This window comes from Arsenophonus sp. aPb (assembly GCF_029873475.1).
Lineage (GTDB): Bacteria > Pseudomonadota > Gammaproteobacteria > Enterobacterales > Enterobacteriaceae > Arsenophonus.
Window position 1 is genome coordinate 3,091,520 of the sequence record NZ_CP123499.1, and the last position, 23,252, is coordinate 3,114,771.

20 protein-coding genes are annotated in these 23,252 nt (G+C 35.9%); 14 read left to right on the forward strand and 6 right to left on the reverse strand.

From position 1 onward, the window contains the following. Positions 1-168: 168 nt before the first annotated feature. From QE177_RS13945 to QE177_RS13970, 6 genes are all read left to right on the forward strand, one after another. Positions 169-564 carry a hypothetical protein gene (locus QE177_RS13945; RefSeq protein ID WP_280550530.1) on the forward strand — a complete coding sequence of 132 codons (396 nt, stop codon included), beginning with the start codon at positions 169-171 and terminating at the stop codon, positions 562-564. A 431-nt stretch (positions 565-995) separates the two neighbouring features. Further along, complete coding sequence (locus QE177_RS13950) at positions 996-1,565, forward strand: DNA-3-methyladenine glycosylase I (protein WP_280550532.1); 570 nt, start codon at positions 996-998, stop codon at positions 1,563-1,565. A gap of 155 nt (positions 1,566-1,720) precedes the next feature. Beyond that, entirely contained in the window at positions 1,721-2,965 is a 1,245-nt protein-coding gene (locus QE177_RS13955) for a valine--pyruvate transaminase (RefSeq protein WP_280550534.1), read from the forward strand. Between the two features lie 788 nt (positions 2,966-3,753). After that, positions 3,754-4,104 (forward strand): YceK/YidQ family lipoprotein, encoded by a 351-nt coding sequence (locus tag QE177_RS13960; protein ID WP_280550536.1) that lies wholly within the window; start codon positions 3,754-3,756, stop codon positions 4,102-4,104. Positions 4,105-4,423: 319 nt separating this feature from the next. Continuing rightward, the gene (locus QE177_RS13965; protein ID WP_280550539.1) at positions 4,424-4,807 is read left to right on the forward strand and encodes a hypothetical protein; all 384 of its coding nucleotides are present in this window, start codon (positions 4,424-4,426) and stop codon (positions 4,805-4,807) included. After that, positions 4,714-5,190: an outer membrane beta-barrel protein gene (locus QE177_RS13970; RefSeq protein ID WP_280552295.1), complete on the forward strand. Its 477-nt coding sequence runs from the start codon at positions 4,714-4,716 to the stop codon at positions 5,188-5,190. The genes QE177_RS13965 and QE177_RS13970 overlap by 94 nt, the downstream gene beginning before the upstream one ends. A gap of 222 nt (positions 5,191-5,412) precedes the next feature. On the opposite strand, the gene QE177_RS13975 is transcribed toward QE177_RS13970, so the two are convergent. Continuing rightward, positions 5,413-6,714, reverse strand: coding sequence for a DUF3748 domain-containing protein (locus QE177_RS13975; RefSeq protein WP_280550541.1), 1,302 nt, complete (start codon positions 6,712-6,714; stop codon positions 5,413-5,415). Positions 6,715-6,849: 135 nt separating this feature from the next. Here QE177_RS13975 and QE177_RS13980 point away from each other — a divergent pair, with 135 nt between their 5' ends. Then, positions 6,850-7,467 (forward strand): trimeric intracellular cation channel family protein, encoded by a 618-nt coding sequence (locus tag QE177_RS13980; RefSeq protein ID WP_280550543.1) that lies wholly within the window; start codon positions 6,850-6,852, stop codon positions 7,465-7,467. A 78-nt stretch (positions 7,468-7,545) separates the two neighbouring features. On the opposite strand, the gene ligB is transcribed toward QE177_RS13980, so the two are convergent. Beyond that, positions 7,546-9,222 carry an NAD-dependent DNA ligase LigB gene (gene ligB / locus QE177_RS13985; protein ID WP_280550545.1) on the reverse strand — a complete coding sequence of 559 codons (1,677 nt, stop codon included), beginning with the start codon at positions 9,220-9,222 and terminating at the stop codon, positions 7,546-7,548. Positions 9,223-9,523: 301 nt separating this feature from the next. Between ligB and gmk the strand changes: the two genes are divergently transcribed. Genes gmk through recG form a run of 5 tightly spaced genes read left to right on the forward strand, consistent with a single transcriptional unit; the run spans position 9,524 to position 15,420 of the window. Beyond that, positions 9,524-10,147 carry a guanylate kinase gene (gene gmk, locus QE177_RS13990; RefSeq protein ID WP_280550547.1) on the forward strand — a complete coding sequence of 208 codons (624 nt, stop codon included), beginning with the start codon at positions 9,524-9,526 and terminating at the stop codon, positions 10,145-10,147. Between the two features lie 51 nt (positions 10,148-10,198). Continuing rightward, positions 10,199-10,474 carry a DNA-directed RNA polymerase subunit omega gene (gene rpoZ, locus QE177_RS13995; protein WP_180560339.1) on the forward strand — a complete coding sequence of 92 codons (276 nt, stop codon included), beginning with the start codon at positions 10,199-10,201 and terminating at the stop codon, positions 10,472-10,474. 19 nt (positions 10,475-10,493) lie between these two features. Further along, a complete protein-coding gene (gene spoT / locus QE177_RS14000; RefSeq protein WP_280550552.1) occupies positions 10,494-12,611 on the forward strand; it encodes a bifunctional GTP diphosphokinase/guanosine-3',5'-bis pyrophosphate 3'-pyrophosphohydrolase in 2,118 nt (705 codons plus the stop codon). Positions 12,612-12,614: 3 nt separating this feature from the next. Continuing rightward, positions 12,615-13,334, forward strand: coding sequence for a tRNA (guanosine(18)-2'-O)-methyltransferase TrmH (gene trmH, locus QE177_RS14005; RefSeq protein ID WP_280550554.1), 720 nt, complete (start codon positions 12,615-12,617; stop codon positions 13,332-13,334). Between the two features lie 4 nt (positions 13,335-13,338). Beyond that, positions 13,339-15,420, forward strand: coding sequence for an ATP-dependent DNA helicase RecG (gene recG, locus QE177_RS14010; protein WP_280550556.1), 2,082 nt, complete (start codon positions 13,339-13,341; stop codon positions 15,418-15,420). A gap of 82 nt (positions 15,421-15,502) precedes the next feature. Here recG and gltS read toward each other — a convergent pair whose 3' ends face one another. After that, a complete protein-coding gene (gene gltS / locus QE177_RS14015) occupies positions 15,503-16,735 on the reverse strand; it encodes a sodium/glutamate symporter (protein ID WP_280550558.1) in 1,233 nt (410 codons plus the stop codon). A 436-nt stretch (positions 16,736-17,171) separates the two neighbouring features. On the opposite strand from gltS, the gene QE177_RS14020 reads away from it, so the two are divergent. Further along, positions 17,172-18,884, forward strand: coding sequence for a hypothetical protein (locus tag QE177_RS14020; protein WP_280550560.1), 1,713 nt, complete (start codon positions 17,172-17,174; stop codon positions 18,882-18,884). A gap of 47 nt (positions 18,885-18,931) precedes the next feature. On the opposite strand, the gene fabY is transcribed toward QE177_RS14020, so the two are convergent. From fabY to yihX, 3 genes are all read right to left on the reverse strand, one after another. Continuing rightward, the gene (gene fabY / locus QE177_RS14025; protein WP_280550562.1) at positions 18,932-19,849 is read right to left on the reverse strand and encodes a fatty acid biosynthesis protein FabY; all 918 of its coding nucleotides are present in this window, start codon (positions 19,847-19,849) and stop codon (positions 18,932-18,934) included. Between the two features lie 41 nt (positions 19,850-19,890). Then, the gene (gene dtd, locus QE177_RS14030; protein ID WP_280550564.1) at positions 19,891-20,328 is read right to left on the reverse strand and encodes a D-aminoacyl-tRNA deacylase; all 438 of its coding nucleotides are present in this window, start codon (positions 20,326-20,328) and stop codon (positions 19,891-19,893) included. Between the two features lie 62 nt (positions 20,329-20,390). Beyond that, entirely contained in the window at positions 20,391-21,011 is a 621-nt protein-coding gene (gene yihX, locus QE177_RS14035; protein WP_280550567.1) for a glucose-1-phosphatase, read from the reverse strand. Positions 21,012-22,012: 1,001 nt separating this feature from the next. On the opposite strand from yihX, the gene QE177_RS14040 reads away from it, so the two are divergent. Further along, positions 22,013-23,239 (forward strand): hypothetical protein, encoded by a 1,227-nt coding sequence (locus QE177_RS14040; protein ID WP_280550570.1) that lies wholly within the window; start codon positions 22,013-22,015, stop codon positions 23,237-23,239. Positions 23,240-23,252: the final 13 nt, after the last annotated feature.

Sequence of the window (23,252 nt, forward strand, 5' to 3'; positions counted from 1 at the left end):
ATCATAGTAAGATATGATATTTACTCACTTATTTTCTATCAAGATAATTAGCATAACTTTGTGATATAACAAATCTTTGTTTATTAGCGTCGAATAAAATATTGCAGTAAAACGATTCAATATGAATCAACCCGTTAAAGTAAAGTTGAATAAACAGATGTGATTAAAATGAAAATATTATTTTTAATGCTGACATTATTAACTCTAACCAGCTGCGCTTCACAGCCACAGCCAGCATTGATGGATCTTGACAAAAAAAGTCGTCAATTTAACTATTCTGCCCTGTTGAATATTAGTCATATTCAGAAGATCAACGCTTCTTCTGCCAGTAAACAAAAATGGCAATATTCAACGTTTTTTCCTGCCACTGCTGAACAAGCGTCTCCTGTTTATTATTATGCTCTCGCTAATGCTCGTAAAATTATTATTTATACCGATAATGCCAATTTTTGGCTTATGGTTAAAAATAAACTGAAAGCACAAGGAGCAACGGCGGTTATTGAATGGCAATTTAAAAAAATGTTTTTAGCTAAACAGGCTCAAATTACGTTTATCAACGATTAAAATAACTAAAAAAAATTAAATAATCTTGATTAAAATAATCAATTGTTAATTTCGCAGGTGATGTATTTATTGTAACCTATTGTTTATAAAAAGGTTAATTAACCAATACAAGATTAACTTTAACATTTAAATGATAAAATCAATATTCTTTTAATAACCAATAAAAATGATCATAATAACAAGGTATTAACAGACTTGTTTAAATATCGCATTGCCAACCTTATAAAATTTAAAATAAATGATAATTTACCTATTTTCCAATTGATTAAAATAGCAATTTTCCACAATCAAATACATTGCCTTTTTAATACCACCCCATATCTTAAAGAAAAATTACCGCTATTATTGTTATGCCAACTAATAGCAATACTGATTAAAATCCCTATCATAAACTTATTAATATCCGCTACCTTATATAGGAGTAATAAAAAATGACACCACTACGTTGCCATTGGGTAACTGCCGATGAGGAATATATTGCCTATCATGATGAAGAGTGGGGAAAAGCAGAAAAAGATAGTCAAAGATTATTCGAAATGCTCTGCCTTGAAGGTCAACAAGCCGGTCTCTCTTGGTATACTATTTTGAAAAAACGTGCTGGCTATCGTGACTGTTTTTACCAATTTGATCCAGTTGTAATTGCCAAAATGACTCAGCAGGATGTCGATCGTCTAATACAAGAACCCCGTATCGTGCGTAATCGCATGAAAATCAATGCTATCATTACCAATGCCCAAGCTTACTTAGCGATGATCCAATCAGGTGAGGATTTTAGTCAATTTCTCTGGCGATTTGTCGATGGAAAAACACAAATCAATCATTGGCAACATCAAAGTGAAATACCTACTCATACTATTATTTCTAAACATCTTTCTCTTGCCTTAAAAAAACGTGGCTTTAAATTTGTTGGTAGCACCATCTGTTATGCATTTATGCAAGCAACCGGTATGGTTAACGACCATTTAAGCAATTGTATTTGTCGGCAGAAAAAAAACGAGTAATAAAAATATCATTATGATAAATTTATAATCACATAAATATAAAAAATTTATAATATCCTGTAATTAATTTGCTAACCAAGCCATTATTCTATTGATAACAGCAGAATATTGTACTGGTTTGTTTACTAGTCATTTGCACAGTTATGAAGAAAAGCATGATACATTCACAATTTGGTAAAAAATTTTCCAGTTCATCAAGTATCTCTCTTTTAATGAAAGATCTAAATGAGGGCTTACGTACACCTGACGTCATTATGCTTGGAGGTGGTAACCCAGCACACATTCCTGAAATGGATCAATATTTTCAGCAATTATTAATAGATATGGCTAAAAGTGGCCAGCTCAATGAAGCATTATGCAACTATGATGGCCCACAAGGAAAAGATGCCATGCTGCAAGTATTAGCAAATACGTTAAATGAGCAAATTGGCTGGAATATTAGCGCTAAAAATATCGCATTAACTAATGGCAGTCAGAGTGCTTTTTTTTATCTATTTAATATCCTGGCAGGCCGTTGTGAACAAGGAATAAAACGGAAAGTTCTTTTCCCTTTAACTCCAGAATACGTTGGTTATGCCGATACTGGACTTGATGATGATATTTTTGTTGCCAATAAACCGCAAATTGACATCCTGCCTAATGGTCAATTTAAATATCGGATTAATTTTGGATCGCTGAAAATAACCGATGATATTGGTGTTATTTGCGTTTCCAGACCCACCAATCCAACTGGAAATGTCATTACCGATGAAGAAATGATGCAATTAGATGCTTTGGCCAAACAGCATGCTATTCCTCTTTTGATTGACAGTGCTTATGGTATTCCCTTTCCAGGTATTATTTTTAATCAAGCAACACCAATCTGGAATAAAAATATTATTCTATCTATGAGCCTATCCAAATTAGGATTACCTGGCTGTCGCTGCGGTATTATTATTGCAAACGAAACTATTATCAGCGCGATCAGTAACATGAATGGCATCATTAGTTTATCCCCTGGTAGTATAGGCCCAGCATTAATGCTAGCGATCCTTAAACGTAATGATCTATTGAGACTTTCACAAACTGTAATAAAACCTTTTTATCAACAACGTGTTACTGAAACCGTAAAAATTATTCGCCGTTATATACCAGAAAGTCGCTGCCTGATCCATAAACCCGAAGGCGCAATATTTCTATGGCTTTGGTTTAAAAATTTACCAATTAATAGTCAAACACTTTATTCACGTCTTAAAAAACGCGGTGTATTAATGGTGCCAGGAGATTATTTTTTCCCGGGACTTAATGAATATTGGCCTCATGCTCATCAATGTATGCGAATGAACTATATTCTACCACTGGAAAAAATAGAGCAAGGGATTGCGATTTTAGCAAATGAAATTGAAATTGCCTATCAATAGCATACATTAAATAGTTTTATTAAATATATTAAAAATATAATTCTATATATGATAAAAAAAACCTCTTATCATATACAAGATAAGAGGTGATAAAATAATAACGAGGACTTTGAATTGTAAAGTTAACGGGATCATATTCAAGAGTATTGCAAAATGAAATGATCTATTTTCCGAGATCTTTAACACCGTAAGTATTACAACATATTTAGTGTTCTTTTAATTAAATAATAAATTGATATTTTTACCACTATTTCGAACTATTATTTTTTAATTTAATTAAAATTATAGTCTAATCATTTTATTAATACTCCAGCTATAATAGTTGACAGAATAAAAGGCATTTAGTTAACGCTGTACTTGATGCTGTTAATACCTCACATGCAAACCTGTCAACAGGTTTTAAAAAAGAAATGGGATATACGATCCACTGGATAAGTTATGGAGAAAGGCTAAAACGTGCTCAACATTTTTATCATCCACGTCTTTACCGATTAATGAAATTTTAATTCACCTGCGATTATCCTTATCTACCTTATTTTTAAAAAAGCGATTGGACTAACTCCAAAGAAATATATAAATTGTTAATCAATCTCTTTAAACCAATCACCATTGCAAAGGCAAATAAACTTTTATGTAACCAATTTTCCATTTACTGTGCTCTATCTAGGACATATAGCAGAAAATAATGGTTAAAAAGGTTTATTTCTATTCACACGCTGGTATTTTTAACATTAATGTTTATCATTAAAATTTCATATTCGCTTGGAGAAGCTAGGCTTATACCTTTAATGAGAAGATTAATCTTCGTTATCTATACCATCTGTTTAAATTTTTTCAGCTGCTTGATACTGTTAAGCGGCTGCTCAAGTATTATGACCCATGTTGGTCCTCATCAAGGTTACTATTCCGGCACCAAAGCCGATACTCGAATACTTAAAGATAGCGATACCGGCTGGGTGATAAAACCCCTTGCCATGATTGATTTACCTTTTTCTGCGCTACTTGATACTGTTTTACTACCATATGATTATTTTCAGGTTGACAAAGTTGTATCGCTCCCCTCCCCAAAAGAACGCGTTCAAGATTGGGAAAAAGATCAAGTCGCAAATACCCCTCAGCAAATACCAGCCAAAAATTAACATTCATGATATAACTGCCACACTTATTTTTTTAAACAGAAAATTAAGCTGACTTTAAATACTAAAATTAATGAAGTAGGTATACTGAATATCCAATTATTTGTGATAGAATTTTTACTATATTTATCAATAAGTAAAAGCTTACATTATTAAAATCAGCAATCATACCCGACTTTAATTTAAAAAGCCGAATTATATTAAAGGCAAGATAAACATATTTTATCTAATTATTATTCATACAATTTATTAATATTTAAGCTACTATTATGTTGCGAGGTAAAAACAATTTTTTTATTTTATTAACTTGAGAAAAGAAATAATGAAAAAAACACTTATTGCTTTAATTACAATCTGCATAATTCCATCCACTGTGTTGGCAAATGAAAGTAAAAATGGTGTTTATATCAGCGCAAAAATGGGTGCTTCAATCCAGCAAATGTCTGGCCAATTTTTTCCTACGTTCTATATATTAGAAGTTGGCGGTGAGGAAGAAAAATTCGCCCAAAAACTAAAAGGAAATAACCATAGAACTGCTGTATTTGGTGCTGGCTTCGCTTTAGGTTATGATTTTTATGAAAATTTCAATATTCCAATCCGAACCGAACTGGACTGGACTTTACGACCAGAGGGGATTCCGACGATAGCTATTCAGGAAACGATGTCGTTGGTTTTCCTGGTGAAACCTTTGTTAAAAATCAAATAGACCTAAACACATTAATGCTTAACGCTTATTATGATTTTAAAAATTCATCTAATTTCACACCTTACCTCTCTGCTGGGTTAGGATATGCATATATAAGCCAAAAAACATCCGTCGATTTTATGGTAATAAATCCGAGTACCGGAGATAAATCGGATAGATTTCATTTATGGACTCGCTCTCATGCCACCAACAACTTTGCCTGGAGTGCTGGCGCAGGCATCAAGTACACAGTTAACAAAGATTTTTCATTCGACCTTAACTACAAATATTTGAATGCCGGCCAAGGCCTAGTAAGTAATTCTAATGATCTAGAAAGCAAGCGAGACGCAAAAACTACATTAAAAACCCATGATATTATGTTAAGTGCAACTTATCATTTCTGATATTAATAGTGCTATGGGATATCACATAAAAAAATAATTTTTATAATAAACAAAGAATATACTCTGTTGCATAAACTTAGTGTATTTATTTGCAGAAATAATTTATTTATCAATTATTTATTAAGAATAAAAAGCGAGATATCCCTCGATTAATATAAGCTAAAATTACTATATGACAGTAAGACATAACTCAATTGGATAACAAAATAGTACTAATTCAAATTAAACAATCCCTGTCGCAACAATAAAAATTTGCTGATAGCCATCAATATTACATAGATAAGCAATATTGCTATCATCCGGGGAAATAACCACTGCATCACCTGATGGTGGTACATCACTGCGATCAGTTAAACGAATTAGTTTGCCGCAAGAAATTTCACATAACATCACGCTATTATCACAAATAAACGCCACGTACCGACCTTGACTATCCCAACTAAACGCTGACTGAATATCCCATGCAGACTGGGTAATTTGCTGCATGGCACCACTAACCGGAGAAACCAGCCAAAACTGTACAATCCCCCTATCATCTTTCATTAAAAAACCGATTTTACTCCCATCAGGCGTAGAGCGGAGCCAATGGCGCGGCTGACTAACAACCCCTGGATATTTACGTTGATGACTATAGGTTAAACGTCGCTGTTTAATTCCTTTAGGTGGCGCTGGCATGCTAGTTTCGGTACCCTGTATTGGCTTATCACCGGCAATAGCATACCGCTCAGCAGATTCAGGTAAATCAACTATAAAAATTTCGGCTACGATTTTTCCATCTAGTGAGTAAGTGTCACCAATAAATGCAATCGCCCAACGTTGCTTTTCACCATTTGCTCTCTGATACCCATTTTGACCAATCCAGCCTTCTTCATAAGCACGGTTAATTTCATCACTACCCGGTTTTGGTATAGGCGTTGTTTCACTGATCACGACACAATAATAATGGCCATTATATTCACGTTGATGTTTTTTGTGCCCCAAGATACCGACATTAATAGTATGATAGGGGATCGCAATCGCCACATTACGTAAATCAAGCGCCGGATCACACTCATGCATCACGTGATCATTGTAAGTAAAACTAAGCCTACTATTATCTGGACTAAATACATGAACATGAGTGCCTCCTCTCAACGCGCCCGCTAAAAAAGGCGGCGTAATGCACATGGCTTCAATATTTTCGACTACATTAGTTCTTATATCGCTGACAATTACCCCCCGACGATGATGAAAATCATAATGCCAATTTTCGTCTGGATCTTCTGGGCCATGAATAAAAGCATATCTAGGTGGGTTTTCACTACTCACTGTAGCAACACCAACATACGCGCCATTTTTGGCGCAATAGATCTGTTTTTGTTGTTGTGTTTTAATATTAACTCTTTCTATTGTTAATCCTGTAAAGGAAACACTATTTGGGCGTACATCAAAAACTAGCCACTGGCTATCTGGTGTCCATACATTTATATTAGTCAGTTGGTGATTGCGTTTATCAAAAGTAATTTGCTGTTCTTGGTAAGTCATTTTATTATCCGCATTCTTTTGTCGTGGACGATAAAAAATAGTGTAATTATGTGAACACGACAAAAATATTAGTCAATACTTTATTTTTATAATACAACTTTAAGTTTTACGGTTTGCCGTATCTAAAAAATCATTATGTTACTTAGCATACTTTATATAATTGGAATTACAGCTGAAGCCATGACCGGAGCTTTAGCCGCTGGTCGCCGTAAAATGGATGTTTTTGGCGTTATTATTATTGCCTCCGCAACCGCAATTGGGGGCGGTTCCGTACGCGATATCTTATTAGGACACTATCCTCTTGGTTGGGTTAAACATCCTGAATATATTGTTATTGTTGCTTGTGCCGCAGTTATTACTATCTGGCTTGCGCCAATGATGAAACATCTACGACGATTATTTTTAATTTTGGATGCGATTGGTCTTATTGTCTTTTCCATTATAGGCGCTCAAATAGCGCTCGATATGAATTATAGTTATATCATCGCCGCTATTGCAGCCGTCATTACCGGTGTTTTCGGTGGCGTACTGCGCGATATGTTATGTAATACTATCCCCCTTGTTTTTCAAAAAGAGATATATGCTGGCATCTCTTTTGCTGCGGCATGGCTTTATATCGGATTAATACTATATACGCCATTACCTAAAGATATGGTTATAATCATTACCTTAATAGCTGGTTTAACCGCACGTTTACTCGCCATTCGTTATCGATTAGGATTACCTGTATTTAATTATGAGCATAATGATTAAGATTCCCATATATATCTAATGAAATCAGCAACTTTTTTACTTGGACTAATTATTATTAAAAAATCCATTTATTTTAATTTAGCCCAAAACTCTCACTAGTTGTTTAACATCTTTATGCTCAATAAATTGCACTAATTTTTTTAGTTGTTTACGCGACAAAACAGCGCTGTTTATTTCCTTAGAGGATAAATCATTCCAACAGTTTATTTTGCTAAAAAGCTTTTCGGGTAAAGGGACTCCTAGCCCTTTTAACCATTCAGGAAAAGGACGTTTTTGCGCTGATAGAAATTGTTGATAAATAAATTTTCCTTTATTAGCTTTAAACATTGCCACTTCAGTGATTTGTTCCAATGTTAATCTAGCCCAATCTATTAAATTGGTTATTTTCCCCGCTCTGATTAAAGCTAACCAGCCTTTTTCATTAATCCCTTCCATCCTAAGCTGTTTCGCCAACCAAACTAAACGAGCAACAAACTGACTTTCGCATCTGATTGAGTAATAAAAACAGCTTAATTGATGATAATTTTTTTGTTCTGGTACCGACAGCATTTTCCGCTGTTTAATTCGCCAAACAATCTTGTCAAATTTTGGGATCCCATGACCAGATAATGATATTTGTACCGCATCTCCAGGCAAAATTTTCATCGCTTGCCAACGGGTTAATGAACCCATACTAATATGACGGATCTGTTTTCCATCAATTTTCACAGGCAAAACAACAATGATAGGATTAATTTTTCCGGTTCTCCCTATATTAAATTTAACAGCTTCGACTTGAGCGACCCGATTCTGTGTCGGATATTTCCAAGCAACGGACCAGTTATTTATACCTGCTTGCCAATATTGGCCCAGCGTATATGGGAGTTGTTTTAACACAATGCCATCTGTTGCAAAAGGCATTGGTTGATTGTAATAATAGTGTTGCCATTGTGTAATTTGTTCAACACTAGTAACTAAATGAGAGTAACGTTTGGTTAAGGGAAAACCCCATCTTTCTAATTGTGCAAATTGTGTTTGCATATTCGACGGCCCATTAGGCCAACTCCAAATAAATATGCCAATTTGTTTCTCTTGTTGAACCAATAGATTCTTACGCATTAACCAACCCGCCACTTTATTGCGTGCATTAGCTCCACCCGCAATGGCTTGTTGGTGACCAGACTGATACCAAAACAATTCACCTTGTAAAATTAATTGCGTAGCATGATTTGGAATCGTTTTGGGAATTGCTGGCAAAAAATCGGCTTTTTTTGTCCAATCAATTCCTTCTACACCATTACCCCGACTAATTAATGCAGCTAATTTACCCTTTTGATAGGCCAATGTAACAGCCACACCATCGACTTTAGGTTGTAGCCAAACTTCATTGCGACCCGCTATCCATCGAGTCACTTCATCAGTGGTTATCTTTTTTAAGCCAGTATGAACAACTGGGTGTATTTTTCTTCCTTTAACGGGTAAAGCAAGCAAATGCGTTTTATCTAGTGGGAGACGAAGACAATTTGACCAATGTTTCCATAACGCAAAAATTTGATCATAAGTTTCATCATTAACCAAGCTTTGGCCATTAATATAATATGCTTCATCCCATCGTTTTAATTTTGAATTAATTGCTTTAATTTCCTTATGTAAAACTAATTCAGGCCAATTCGGGCATTGGATACTTTGCGCAATTGATGAGTTTATATTTAACAAAATCAATAATAAAAAAAAGCGCCAACAATAGTAGACTGAAACTAAAATAAAAGATCTCATAATAAACAGCATCCATGCATAATTTTAATCATCTATTTATTCCATTCACGAAAAATACTTTCAATATACAATTCCAATTCTTTAGAAGGCGTAAATAGAAAATAATTATGAAGATATCTATTAATCATTTTTTCTCAAAGCGCTTTGCAAAAATGGAAAGTATTTTCAAAAATAATTCAGATCTTGCATTAAAAATGTTAGTAAAGCTGTATGTTACTGATTGCATGTGTATACTATTAAAGAGCTTTTGTACTTTTTAAAATTTTTATTAATTAATTAGCCAGTTAATCAAGAAATCATCATGACCCAAGGAACGTTATATATAGTGTCTGCCCCAAGTGGTGCTGGCAAATCGAGTCTTATTCAGGCTTTATTAAAAACTCAGCCTCTATATGACACACAAGTTTCTATTTCGCATACCACTAGAGCGATACGCCCTGGTGAAAAAAACGGTGAACATTACTATTTCATTACTGAAAGCAAATTTCAGCAAATGATTGAGCACAATGATTTCCTTGAATATGCCTGCGTGTTCGGCAATTATTATGGAACTTCCCGGGCGGTTATCGAAGAAATTATTAATAGTGGTGTCGATGTATTTTTAGATATCGATTGGCAAGGCGCACAGCAAATTCGCCAAAAAATGCCCTCCGCTCGCACTATTTTTATCTTACCACCGTCTAAAAATGAGTTATTACGCCGTTTACGTGGTCGTGGGCAAGATAGTGAAGAAACGATTAATCAGCGTATGGCACAAGCGGTTGCTGAAATAAAACATTATAACGAATATGATTACATTATTGTTAATGATGATTTCAATACTGCATTAGGCGATTTACAATCTATTATTCGATCTGAGCGTCTACGTTTAGAACGTCAGATTCAGCGACATAATACTTTAATTAATAAACTATTGGCAGACTGAGTAAAGGTTCAGTATTATATCCGGTCATTTCTTTATCTTTGGAGTCATATTATGGCACGTGTAACAGTTCAAGATGCGGTAGAAAAAATTGGTAATCGTTTCGATTTGGTTTTAGTGGCAGCGCGTCGTGCGCGTCAATTACAGATTAGAGGTAAAAGCCCTTTAGTTAAAGAAGAAAATGATAAGGTCACTGTTATTTCTCTGCGTGAAATAGAATCAGGATTGATTAATGCTCAAATTCTTGATGTCCGTGAACGTCAAGAAGAACAGGAACAAGAAGCAGCAGAAATGCAAGCAGTATCTGCTATTGCTGAAGGTCGTCGTTAACTGAAAAGGTAGGCCTACCTTGTACCTGTTTGAAAGCCTCAATCAAATCGTTCAGGACTATCTGCCAAAAGAGCATATATCGTTACTGAAACAAGCTTATGTTGTTGCCCGGGATGCACATGAAGGCCAAACCCGTTCAAGTGGTGAACCTTATATTACCCATCCAGTTGCGGTGGCATGTATTTTAGCGGAAATGCGTTTAGATCATGAAACATTAATGGCCGCATTACTACATGATGTTATCGAGGATACCCCGGCAACTTTTCAGGATATAAAACAGCTTTTTGGTAAAGCTGTTGCTGGCCTGGTTGAAGGGGTATCAAAACTCGATAAACTCAATTTCCGTGATAAAAAAGAAGCTCAAGCAGAAAATTTTCGCAAAATGATTATGGCCATGGTGCAAGATATCCGTGTCATTTTAATCAAACTCGCAGATCGAACGCACAATATGCGTACTTTAGGTTCCCTTCGTGCCGATAAGCGCCGCCGCATCGCGAGAGAAACATTAGAAATTTATAGCCCACTGGCACATCGTCTTGGTATTCATCATCTCAAAACTGAATTAGAAGAGTTAGGCTTTGAAGCACTCTATCCCAATCGTTACCGCGTTATTAAAGAGGTAGTAAAAGCAGCTCGTGGTAACCGAAAAGAGATGATCCAAAAAATATTGGCAGAAATTGATGGTAGATTATTAGAAGCCAGGATCCCATGCCGAGTATTTGGTCGAGAAAAACATCTCTATTCAATATATCGTAAAATGCACCTGAAAGAGCAGCGCTTCCACTCAATTATGGATATTTATGCCTTTCGCATTATTGTTAAGGATGTTGATACATGTTACCGCGTTCTTGGACAGGTACATAGTTTATATAATCCTCGGCCAGGGCGAGTGAAAGATTATATTGCGATCCCCAAAGCCAATGGCTATCAATCTTTACATACATCAATGATTGGCCCACATGGTGTACCAATTGAAGTACAAATTCGTACCGAAGATATGGATCAAATGGCTGAAATGGGTGTCGCTGCCCACTGGGCATATAAAGAACAAGCAGAATCTAGCACAACTGCTCAAATCAGAGCACAACGCTGGATGCAAAGCCTACTGGAACTACAACAAAGCGCAGGCAATTCTTTTGAATTCATTGAAAGTGTAAAATCTGATCTTTTTCCTGACGAAATTTATGTTTTTACCCCCGAAGGTCGAATTGTCGAATTACCTACTGGCGCAACCCCTGTTGATTTCGCCTATGCTGTACATACCGATATAGGCCACGCCTGTGTTGGTGCCCGAGTGGATCGTCAACCCTATCCTCTGTCACAATCGTTGAATACCGGGCAAACCATAGAAATTATTACTGCACCCGGCGCAAGGCCGAATGCAGCTTGGTTGAATTTCGTTGTTAGTTCCAAAGCCAGAGCAAAAATACGCCAACTACTTAAAAACCTTAAACGAGAAGATTCAATTAGTTTAGGTCGCCGCTTACTCAACCATGCTTTAGGTAATGGCAAGAAATTAGGCGATATTCCGCAAGAAAATATCAATAAAGAACTGGCAAGAATGAAACTTCACTTAATGGATGATTTGCTCGCTGAAGTTGGCCTTGGCAATACCATGAGTGTCGTTGTAGCGCATAATTTATTAGGCAATGCTAGTATAAATAACGTTATTACAGATAATAGTGATAACCGTAGTAAACTACCGATTAAAGGAGCAGAAGGGGTATTAATTACCTTTGCCAAATGTTGTCGACCTATTCCCGGAGATCCCATTGTTGCTCATATTAGCCCAGGTAAAGGTTTAGTTATACACCATGAGTCTTGTCGTAATATTAGAGGCTATCAAAAAGAGCCAGAAAAGTTTATGCAAGTAGAATGGGATGAGGGCGTTAATAACAACTTTATTGCTGAAATTAAAGTCGATATGATTAATCATCAAGGGGCATTAGCTAATTTAACTGCAGCTATTAATAGTGCAAATTCTAGTATTCAAAGTATGAATATCGAAGAGAAAGATGGGCGTGTCTATTGTGCATTTATTCGCTTAACCGCTAAGGATCGCATTCAATTAGCTAATATTATGAAAAAAATCCGTATCATGCCTGATGTTTTGCGCATCAGCCGTAACCGGAACTAAGTTATGAACTTAAAACGTTATGCTCGCATCCGTCAAATAATCGCCATGCGCCAACCTGATCTGACGGTTTGTCTTGAAAATGTCCATAAACCACATAATATTTCTGCCGTGCTCCGTACCGCTGATGCGGTTGGAATACCACAAATTCATGCAATCTGGTGCCAAAATAGCACCAAAAGCTTATCTGCTGCGGCCGCTGGTAGTAATCATTGGGTGAAAGTAAAAACCCATGCCACTATTGAAAAAGCAATCTCTACCTGCAAAGCTGCGGGCATGCAAATCTTAGCCGCTCATCTAACTAAACAAGCTATCGATTTTCGTCAAATAGATTATACTCAACCAACCTGTATTATCTTGGGACAAGAACGAACGGGTATTTCCAAACAAGCTCTCGCGCTGGCTGATCAATATATTCATATTCCTATGATGGGTATGGTACAGTCATTAAATGTCTCTGTTGCTTCTGCTTTAATTCTTTACGAAGCGCAACGGCAAAGACAAAATGCCAATATGTATAACAGCCTTTTTAGTCAGCTATCAGAAGAAGAACAACAAGAATGGCTTTTTGAGGGCGGTTATCCGGTATTAGCTGCCGTTTCAAAACATAAAGGACTTCCCCGACCGCTAATTAACGAACATGGTGAAATTGTTGCCAGTGATGCTTGGTGGGCAGCGATGCAATCGACTAAAGTACCAGGTAAAAAACGCACTCTGGAGAACTAATTGCATGCGGGGGAGATTACTTGATGCTATTCCATTAACATCATTAAACGGTGTTGGCGCATCACAAGCAGAAAAACTCAATAAAATAGGGCTTCGTACTATCCAGGATCTCCTCTTTCATCTACCTCTACGTTATGAAGATCAAACTCAGCTTTATACGATTAGTGATGTTCAACCGGGCAGCACTGTGACCGTCAGCGGCGAAATATTACAAACTAAAATCGTCTTTGGACGTAAACGAATGATGACCAGCCAAATTAGTGACGGTTCAGGAACATTAACCCTGCGGTTTTTTAACTTTTCTACTGCTATGAAAAATAGCCTAGCAACTGGTAAATATGTCATTGCTTATGGTGAAATACGGCGGGGCCACTTAGGGCCAGAAATTATTCATCCAGAATATAAAATAAAACCTAATGCCGACAATATTGAGTTGCAAGATACATTAACACCCATTTATCCAACAACTGAAGGGATACGTCAGATAACTTTACGCAAACTTATTGATCAAGCGCTAACGCTACTTGATACCTGTGCGATCAATGAGTTGATCCCTGCGCCATTTAATCAAGGGCTAATAAGCTTACCACAAGCTATTAAAACTCTTCATCGTCCGCCACCCGATATTCCACTGAATATACTGGAAAAGGGTAAACATCCGGCACAACGCAGATTAATTTTTGAGGAGTTATTAGCTCATCAATTAAGTATGCTAACGGTTCGGAGTGAAACCCAACAATTTTCTGCCCAACCACTACCAGCAGAAAAAAAATTAAAACAACAGTTGCTGACACATTTACCCTATTCACCAACCAAAGCCCAACAAAGAGTTGTCAGTGAAATTGAAGCGGATATGGCTAAAGCCAGTCCTATGATGCGTTTAGTCCAAGGCGATGTCGGTTCTGGTAAAACATTAGTGGCACTATTTGCCGCAATTCGTGCTATCGCTCATGGTAAACAGGCAGCACTCATGGCACCTACCGAGTTATTAGCAGAACAGCATGCCAATACCTTTCGCCAATGGCTTGAACCACTTGGTATCCAAGTTGGTTGGTTATCAGGTAAACAAAAAGGAAAATCCAGGCTAAATCAACAAGAAGCTATTGTACAAGGCAAAGTCGCAATGATAATTGGTACTCATGCCATATTTCAACAGCAAGTCGAATTCAACGCCTTAGCATTAGTGATCATTGATGAACAACATCGCTTTGGTGTACATCAACGTCTGGCGCTATGGGAAAAGGGTCAGCAGCAGGGCATTTACCCTCATCAACTAATTATGACAGCGACGCCGATCCCACGTACACTGGCTATGACAGCTTATGCGGATCTGGATAATTCAATCATCGATGAGCTACCACCTGGCAGAACGCCTGTCACAACAGTTGCCATTCCTGATACCCGCCGCAATGAGGTTATTCAACGCGTAAAAAAAGCCTGCCAGATAGAAAAGCGACAAGTTTATTGGGTATGTACATTAATTGATGACTCTGAAGTGCTTGAAGCACAAGCGGCTCAAGCGACACAAGAAGAACTCGCGCGCGCATTACCTGAATTGAATATTGGCTTAATACATGGGCGGATGAAATCGACTGAAAAACAACAAGTGATGGCAGATTTTACCGCTAATAAACTACAACTATTAGTCGCAACGACGGTTATTGAAGTCGGAGTCGATGTACCAAACGCCAGTTTAATGATTATTGAAAACCCAGAGCGTTTAGGGCTTGCCCAGTTACATCAATTACGGGGCCGCGTTGGCAGGGGGAGCATTGCTTCACATTGTGTTTTACTGTATAAAACACCACTCACTTACACGACTAAATTACGTTTACAGGTACTTAGAGATAGCAATGATGGCTTTGTCATTGCACAAAAAGACTTGGAAATTCGTGGCCCAGGAGAGTTGTTAGGTACTCGCCAAACAGGCAATGCAGAATTCAAAGTGGCTGATTTAATGCGCGATCAAGACCTACTGCCGGAAATCAGGAATACCGCTCAATATTTGCAACAACATTATCCCACCCATAGCAATGCTCTGATTGAACGTTGGTTACCTGAACGTTCACAATACAGCAACGCTTAATATTAATTAACTATATCAATTGGTTGCTAAGAAAAACCGCTGAAAATCAGCGGCTCCATTACATTAATCAATTACACTTCTATTATCCATTCATTATTGGCGCTGAAAAAATAGGTAACCAGAGATAAAATTTAATCACTAATGCATTAATAATATCAATAAAGAAAGCACCAACCATCGGTACGACAAGAAAAGCCAAATGAGAAGGACCAAAGCGTTCTGTTACGGCTTGCATATTAGCAATTGCTGTCGGCGTTGCCCCTAAACCAAAACCACAATGACCAGCCGCTAATACTGCTGCATCATAATTTTTACCCATAATTGGAAAGGTAACAAAAATAGCATAAAGACCCATGACAATCGCTTGTATTAGCAAAATAATGAGCATCGGTATGGCTAACGAAGCAAGTTCCCAAAGTTTCAAACTCATCAATGCCATTGCTAAAAAAAGTGACAAACTAACATTACCTAAAACTGAAACCGCGCGATCAAATACTCGGTAGAAACCAACCCATGATAAGCTATTACTTAAAATAACCCCAGTAAATAAAACACAAACAAAAGTAGGTAAAGTAAACTGATAACTGTCCAATAGCCATTGAGAAATTAATTTACCCACCACCATACAAATAGCAATCATGGCTAATGTTTCTATTAACACTAAAGAACTTATTACTCGTCCTGTTTGTGGCTTTTCAAACGCCATAGGAATTTCTTTGTCATCGTCAGAATTCTGGCTAACTACTGGTGTTTTCATATTACGAACCAAGAAGCGCGCTATCGGACCTCCAATCAATCCACCAAATACTAAACCAAAAGTTGCACAAGCCATTGCAACTTCAGTCGCACTCTGAAAGCCATAATATTCGGTAAAAACTTTACCCCAAGCACCACCGGTACCGTGGCCACCGGACAATGTAATGGAACCGGCTAATAGTCCCATCAATGGATCGAGCCCCAATAACTTAGCCAAAGCAATACCGACAGTATTTTGCACTAGCAGTAAACCCATAACTACAAAGATGAAAATAAGTAGCGTTTTACCACCCGCTTTTAAGCTAAGTAAATTAGCGTTGAGTCCAATTGTCGCAAAAAAGGCTAACATCATGGGCTCTTGCAAAGATAAGTCAAAGCTTACTCCCCAATCTATCGTTGTCTTCAATAACAAGAGAAGCAGAGCAACAAGTAACCCACCGGCAACGGGTTCAGGAATAGTATATCTTTTTAGAATAGCAACTGATTGTACAAGTTTACGTCCAAGTAATAATACTAAAGTGGCAGCAACAAAGGTGCCATAGACATCAAGATGATACATTTACGTACCTCATTTTATTGTTAATTTTTATGAAAAAACAAAAAGGATGTAGTGAATGTTATGTAACAATACAAAAAAGCAGGCTCATTGATTAAAGTTAATTTTTCATTTGAACACAAGTGAAAAACCAAAATTTTGATAGGATTGAGCATTTTTAAGAGTATATTCTAATCAATAAATAACTATTCTTAAATTTCACTATTAATATTTACTCTTTTTTCGTTAAAATCCATATATTAATTAAGCCCTTAGCTATTTAAATCCCGGTGAATAAATTTTGAGAATAGGTTTGTCTTCTCAACCTACTATTTTTATTGACGATATTAAAAATTTCATTAGCCAAATAATTTCTTTTTATTTTAATATTAAACTAAATAGTTCATCACTGCATAAAGCAAGATTGTAACTAAACAACGATGATAAAGAGGGCATACGGTTGCGCTGGCTAAAAAACCTGATTCTTACACTTGTTGTACTGATTATATTTATTTATCTGATCATACAAACCCAGTGGGGCGCAAAACAGTTAAGTGACATACTAAGCAAATATACCCTATACGATGTAAAAATAGGCGTTATCAGTCATCATCTCACTACGCCAGGCGAAATTGTATTACAAGATATTGCTATTCATAATAAACAAAATAACTTTAAGCTAAAGGTCAAACAAATTACCTTTGAATTGCAGTGGCAAAAAATAGTTACAGGCTCATGGTTACATCGATTAATTGTTACTGAAGGTGAATTAACGCTACCCTCTTCTCGCCAAACTTTTCCTCTCCATAGCAAAATATTGCAGCTAGAAAATATGAATGTTAGCTATCGAATCGGTAATATTGATGTGTCGGCAAGCAATATGACGGGTGGAATAACGCCCTGGCAACCAACTGCTCATAACCCATTTGGAGAGGGTAATTTTCAATTTACTACCGATCAGTTCGAAATTAATAACGTTCACTTAACAACCCTGCTTGTAAAAGGAAACTATAAAACCAATTTTCTTTTCATCGATGAGCTTTCTGCTTATCTCAATAATGGCGTTATTAATGCAAACGCTATTCAATACACCGATCAAGCGCTTACTTTAGCAAAGCTGATGTTAACCAATACGGGTTGGCAATTTTCTTCATCACTTTCCCAATTGCCCCATAAGCTACGAGATATTAAAAAATTAAACATAAAAGAGCTAAATTTGACTGATACCCACTTCGAAGGAAAAGATTGGGCCATTGCCGGTTTATCAGGTAAAGTAAATAATATCGTTGTTTCAGCAGGTAATTGGAACAGTTCCAACAGTGAAATAAGTCTAAATATTGATGAATTAATATATAAAAATCAGCAAATTAGTCAACTAATGGCCGATATAACATTTACCAATGATATTCTGCATTTCAACCGTCTCGCTGGCTATTATGATAAAGGTCTTTTTAACATCGAGGCAAATTGGCATACCAAAAAGCAATCTATCAATATTATTAACGCACAATTAGCCGGCATACGTTATCAATTAGCGGATGATTGGTTTAATTTTTTTCAAACCCCCGTCCCCAATTGGCTGACTTCATTACATATTACCAATTTTAAATTAACTAATTCCTTACTTATGGATATTAACGTAAATTTTCCCTTTGAATTGACCAATGTTAACGGTTATTTGACTAATATGGATTTGATTAAACAGAAAAAATGGCGATTATGGCAAGGAAAGGGAGGTTTTACAGCCAGTAGTGGTACCTTAAACCAAATTACTTTACGACAACCTTATATACAAATTCTACCTAACAGTGATCTTTCTCTTAAGGTCGAGCTCAATACCAATATTGAAAATGGCTTAGTAAAATTGACCACTAATATTCAACAGCAGGCCAATGATGGTGCTTTTTCATTATCAGCCAATGGAATAAATGTTGATTTAGCAATATTAAATCAGTGGGGATGGAAAAATTTACCCATACAAACACTAGCGGATTTCAATTTCACACTTAGAGGCAACTTGTTGGCTAAACCGATTACTCAAACTTTAACAGGAGAACTATTCTATCAAACCCTAAGCGGAGAAAAAAAAGCTTACTCTATGATTAAAGGTGAAATAACAGCCCAAAGCGATAGTCAAATACCATTGACTACTGCTAACGAAGAAAAATCTTAGTTACATCGATTAGCTGCCAATTTTAGTATTATGGTCAGCAAGCCAGATCATTTCTGTTTTTTACGATCAGCTAATACCATGTAAGTGCCGGTAAATAGTGAAGCGTGAGCGCTTTTTTCACTACCAATATCGACATCTAACTCAACTACCGCCTGGCATCCTCTTGCAAGCCGATCTAAAGCACCGCGGATATTACAAAGATCAGCCACTGCATTTGGACGACCAACAATCGGTTTATGATAACGAATATGCCCATCAACCAAAATAATATTACCACCCAGATGTCTTTCCTGTAGTAATAACCATATTAGCCCCCAACCAGTTAAAGTGGCTAATGAAAACTGACTACCAGCAAAAATGCTATGGTGAGGATTTTGATTTCTGCCTTCAGACATACTGGTGATAAAACTCTGACCGGTATACTGCACGATCTTTATTCCCATCTTTTCGCTTAAAGGAATTTTTTCATGCCAAATTTTTTGTAATTGATTACACCAATCAGGTCTACGCAAAATTTTATCCAGGGTTTGCACCTTTTTTATCATCAAAAAATGCTTCACTGGTGTAAGAAGCTGACTTGCAATAGGACCCCGATTTTTAAATCCTAAACAACGAAAAAAAGGCACTGCCTCCTCACGGACACTAGAAACAATTCTTTTTACCCCTTCCTGACGTGCAACAGATTCCAATGCCATGGCAATCAATTTCCCTAATCCTTTGCCTCGCATACTAGGATGGACAGATAAAAAACGGATAGCACCTTCATCATCTGCATTTATATACAAGCGACCAATGGCAAGTATTTGACCCGCTTCATTCACTATCATCTGATGATGAGCAGTGGAATCATAACCGTCTTTTTCGGAGCCAGGTGGTTGATGGAAAGGTTTACGTAACATCTCCCAACGAAACTGATAATAATTTTTAAAATCGGCTTCTGTTTTTGGTACTCGCAGATGATACATAAAATTCCCTCCTTTTAATAAATAATGGCAGAGTTTATAAACTAAACCTGCAAGTAAAATGTTACTGGACCATTATTCGTTAAATTAATTTGCATATCAGCAGCAAACTGCCCTGTTTCTGCTTTTATTCCTTTCGATCGGCACTGCTCAATAAAATAATGATAGAGTGCATTAGCTTTATCAGCAGACGCACTATTTGAAAAACTAGGTCTCATTCCTTTTTTAGTATCAGCGGCTAAAGTAAATTGGGAAACAACTAGCACACTTCCGCCTACTTGCTGAATACTCAAATTCATTTTATTGTGCTCATCATTAAAAATACGATAACCAATAATTTTTTCACACAACCGTTTAGCTTTCTGCTCACTATCCTCTTTTTCAATAGCTAAAAAAACTAATAAACCTTCGGCAATATGACCAACACATTTTTCTTTAACTATCACATTAGCCTGAGTCACACGTTGAATTAAGGCAATCATACAAATCCTGTATAACAACAAAGATAACATTAAACTAAGTATTATTTCTGCAATATCGGTGGCTAATCTTCTTTAGCGAGGATGCTGAAATCATAGTTAGCAAAATATTTTGCGACACTATTTTTATCAGTAACATGCCAGCTTTTAATACCCAACTGTGCGGCTGCAGTAACATTTTCCTCGCTATCATCAAAAAAAATAGCCTTTTCAGCAGCAAATCCCTCTGATTGTAAAACATATTTATAAATTTCCAGATCAGGTTTACGCATTCCGAGATCTTGGGATAAGTAGAGAAAATCTGAAGAAGCTGCGATTTCAGGATAATGAGAGGGCCAATAATTTTGATGTAAACGATTTGTATTCGATAAAATAACAACTCGATGGCCTTGCTCTCGTAAGCGCGTCATAATTTCAATCACATCATAACGTAATGAAACAAAGATAGCATTCCATCCTAGAGCAAACTCTTCAAAACTTAACGACAAACCTAATTTTTCACTGGTAAATTCAGCAAATTCAAAATCAGAAATTTTATCACATTCATGGAGTTTTACGGTTTCATCTAGTTCAAATTTTTGCGCCAAACTATTAATTGGAATCTTACTCAATTCACTCCATACCTGTAGAGCTCGATTAAAGTCGATATTAATAATTACATTACCCATATCGAAAATATACAGCATAAATTCTCTCCATAGTGATTAACATAACTTTACTATATCAGTATTAAACAGATCAAACCGAAGAAAATAATTATTTATGATAAATAAAAAAATTTTATAAAAATTATTAAATGAATTTATACAATATAAGCTAAACTTAATGTAATGAAAATAAATTTAAAGCTAATTATTAGCCCTATTAAAAAGATATACATGTATATTAATTTAAAATTAGAAAATAATTTTATTCCAATCTCCATTAATATCAGATATATAAAACGTTTAACACTATTTAATTTTAGATAATCAGGTTCTAAAATGATAGTTATCTATTGAATAGACTTGAAAAAATACGCTTAGTAGACCTGCGTAGTGGGATTATAACTTTGATTCTTTGTTATTTAACATATTATTCAATAACCATAATACCTAACTTAATATTATCTGTTATTGATTGTATAATGATAGCGTAATGTTTTGTTAATCTAATAACTGTAAAAAATAGTAAAATTTTATATTAAATGAAATTTTTATTATTAATTAAATATAAAATCAAAATTATATAAAAATTATCAATTTAAAATTTACTAATCATTTAAACTGCTAACTAAGTAAATGGTTTTATTTTATAACAATTGTCATCGTTCCAGATTTAACCGCGAATAAAGCAGAAACAACATGATTAAATAAAGATATCGGCTCTGTTCGTGAGGGAAAATCACCATTGTAAAAATAGAAGCCATTCCCTATACAACGTACGGTTATTTAAGCGGAAAAATAAAAAGTCTCATTTACAATGCACCGCTAGACGAGAAAAAAGGATTAGTCTACTCTGCTTTAGTGAGTTTAAATAACACTTATTTTGATTCTAACCACCCATTTTTTCAATAAAGGCGGCTATGACGTTTAGGGCTGAAATAAATACGAGTAATTGACTATTCACTCAGTCCATTACAGACCATTGTGGAAAAAAGTTTTTAGCGACATTAACGATAGCATAAACTTTTCAAGGACGATTCATCATGACAGAAATAAATCATTATCATATTCATAAACTTGAAGATATGAATTTCCATCGAGAGCTAGATAAATTTGATTTTACTGCACTAAGTCAGCCTGAAATAACGGTCTTTGTTGCTCCAGCAGGGAGCCCTATTTATGATGATCAAGGAATTGAAGAAATAGGGGAATCAATGACTGGACATATTTTTCTCGGTGTTAAAAATGTAAATTACAAAATGGGTAAATTTGAAGCGATCAGCATTGGGCTTAGCCCAGCTGAGGATTGGGGCACAGCTAATAATAACCTGTCATTTAATGACCATCTTCGTTATAAAAATGCATCTACTCTTTCAATTACATCCGATACCCCCAATTTTTATAATGATGTTGAAAATCTTACTACTATTATTAATAATTATAAAACAGGTAAAACAGCGATACCTAACGACTCGCTTGCCAGTAGTCTATTTATTCAAGAGTATGTGCTAAAGCAAGCCAATATTACCGGAATAAATATACCTTTCACGCCTTATAGCGCCAAAAACCAATTATCGTCTATTGCTGATAGTTACAGAACACCATTAATTATTGATTTAAACGGTGATGGTGTCCAAACGGTGGCTGATAGTCTCGGCGTCAGCTTTGATTTTGCCGGAAAAGGAAAGAAAGCGCAAACAGGTTGGGTACACCCTGATGATGGCTTATTGGTGTGGGATAAAGACAATGATGGAGTTATCAGTAGCGGAGAAGAGCTATTTGGTGAAGATAGCCTGTTAGCCAATGGTACAAAAGCAAAAGATGGTTTTTCTGCTTTAGCGCCATTTGATAATAATTTGGATGGATTGATAGATAAAAAAGATAATTTATGGTCTGAAATAAAAATATGGCAGGATAAAAATACCGATGGCATAAGTCAAGCTAATGAATTAACCGCAATGGAGTCAATTGGAATCAAGTCAATTGAATTAAATGCTAAACAAACTAATTTTTATGATAAAAACGGCAACTTCCACCAATTAATGGCAAAAGTAAACTGGGATAACAATAAGCAAACTGATATTACTGATGTTTTGTTTCATCAAAATAACCTGAATAACTACACGTCGGGTTTACAGCAAACACTTGCTCAAATTATCGATGCGATGGTCAGTTTTTCCCCTTTAACCCACCATGAATTTGCATTAATAACATCTAAACATTACGAATATAACACTAGTGTTTTTCTGGTGCCTAATAATCTGAGCTAATAATAATAATGAA

Bases quoted from the DNA above. Each gene is read 5' to 3' on its own strand.
- QE177_RS13945 (WP_280550530.1), top strand. From the start codon at position 169: ATGAAAATATTATTTTTAATGCTGACATTATTAACTCTAACCAGCTGC.
- QE177_RS13950 (WP_280550532.1), top strand. From the start codon at position 996: ATGACACCACTACGTTGCCATTGGGTAACTGCCGATGAGGAATATATT.
- QE177_RS13955 (WP_280550534.1), top strand. From the start codon at position 1,721: ATGATACATTCACAATTTGGTAAAAAATTTTCCAGTTCATCAAGTATC.
- QE177_RS13960 (WP_280550536.1), top strand. From the start codon at position 3,754: ATGAGAAGATTAATCTTCGTTATCTATACCATCTGTTTAAATTTTTTC.
- QE177_RS13965 (WP_280550539.1), top strand. From the start codon at position 4,424: ATGAAAAAAACACTTATTGCTTTAATTACAATCTGCATAATTCCATCC.
- QE177_RS13975 (WP_280550541.1), bottom strand. From the start codon at position 6,714: ATGACTTACCAAGAACAGCAAATTACTTTTGATAAACGCAATCACCAA.
- QE177_RS13980 (WP_280550543.1), top strand. From the start codon at position 6,850: ATGTTACTTAGCATACTTTATATAATTGGAATTACAGCTGAAGCCATG.
- ligB (WP_280550545.1), bottom strand. From the start codon at position 9,222: ATGAGATCTTTTATTTTAGTTTCAGTCTACTATTGTTGGCGCTTTTTT.
- gmk (WP_280550547.1), top strand. From the start codon at position 9,524: ATGACCCAAGGAACGTTATATATAGTGTCTGCCCCAAGTGGTGCTGGC.
- rpoZ (WP_180560339.1), top strand. From the start codon at position 10,199: ATGGCACGTGTAACAGTTCAAGATGCGGTAGAAAAAATTGGTAATCGT.
- trmH (WP_280550554.1), top strand. From the start codon at position 12,615: ATGAACTTAAAACGTTATGCTCGCATCCGTCAAATAATCGCCATGCGC.
- recG (WP_280550556.1), top strand. From the start codon at position 13,339: ATGCGGGGGAGATTACTTGATGCTATTCCATTAACATCATTAAACGGT.
- gltS (WP_280550558.1), bottom strand. From the start codon at position 16,735: ATGTATCATCTTGATGTCTATGGCACCTTTGTTGCTGCCACTTTAGTA.
- fabY (WP_280550562.1), bottom strand. From the start codon at position 19,849: ATGTATCATCTGCGAGTACCAAAAACAGAAGCCGATTTTAAAAATTAT.
- dtd (WP_280550564.1), bottom strand. From the start codon at position 20,328: ATGATTGCCTTAATTCAACGTGTGACTCAGGCTAATGTGATAGTTAAA.
- yihX (WP_280550567.1), bottom strand. From the start codon at position 21,011: ATGCTGTATATTTTCGATATGGGTAATGTAATTATTAATATCGACTTT.
- QE177_RS14040 (WP_280550570.1), top strand. From the start codon at position 22,013: ATGACAGAAATAAATCATTATCATATTCATAAACTTGAAGATATGAAT.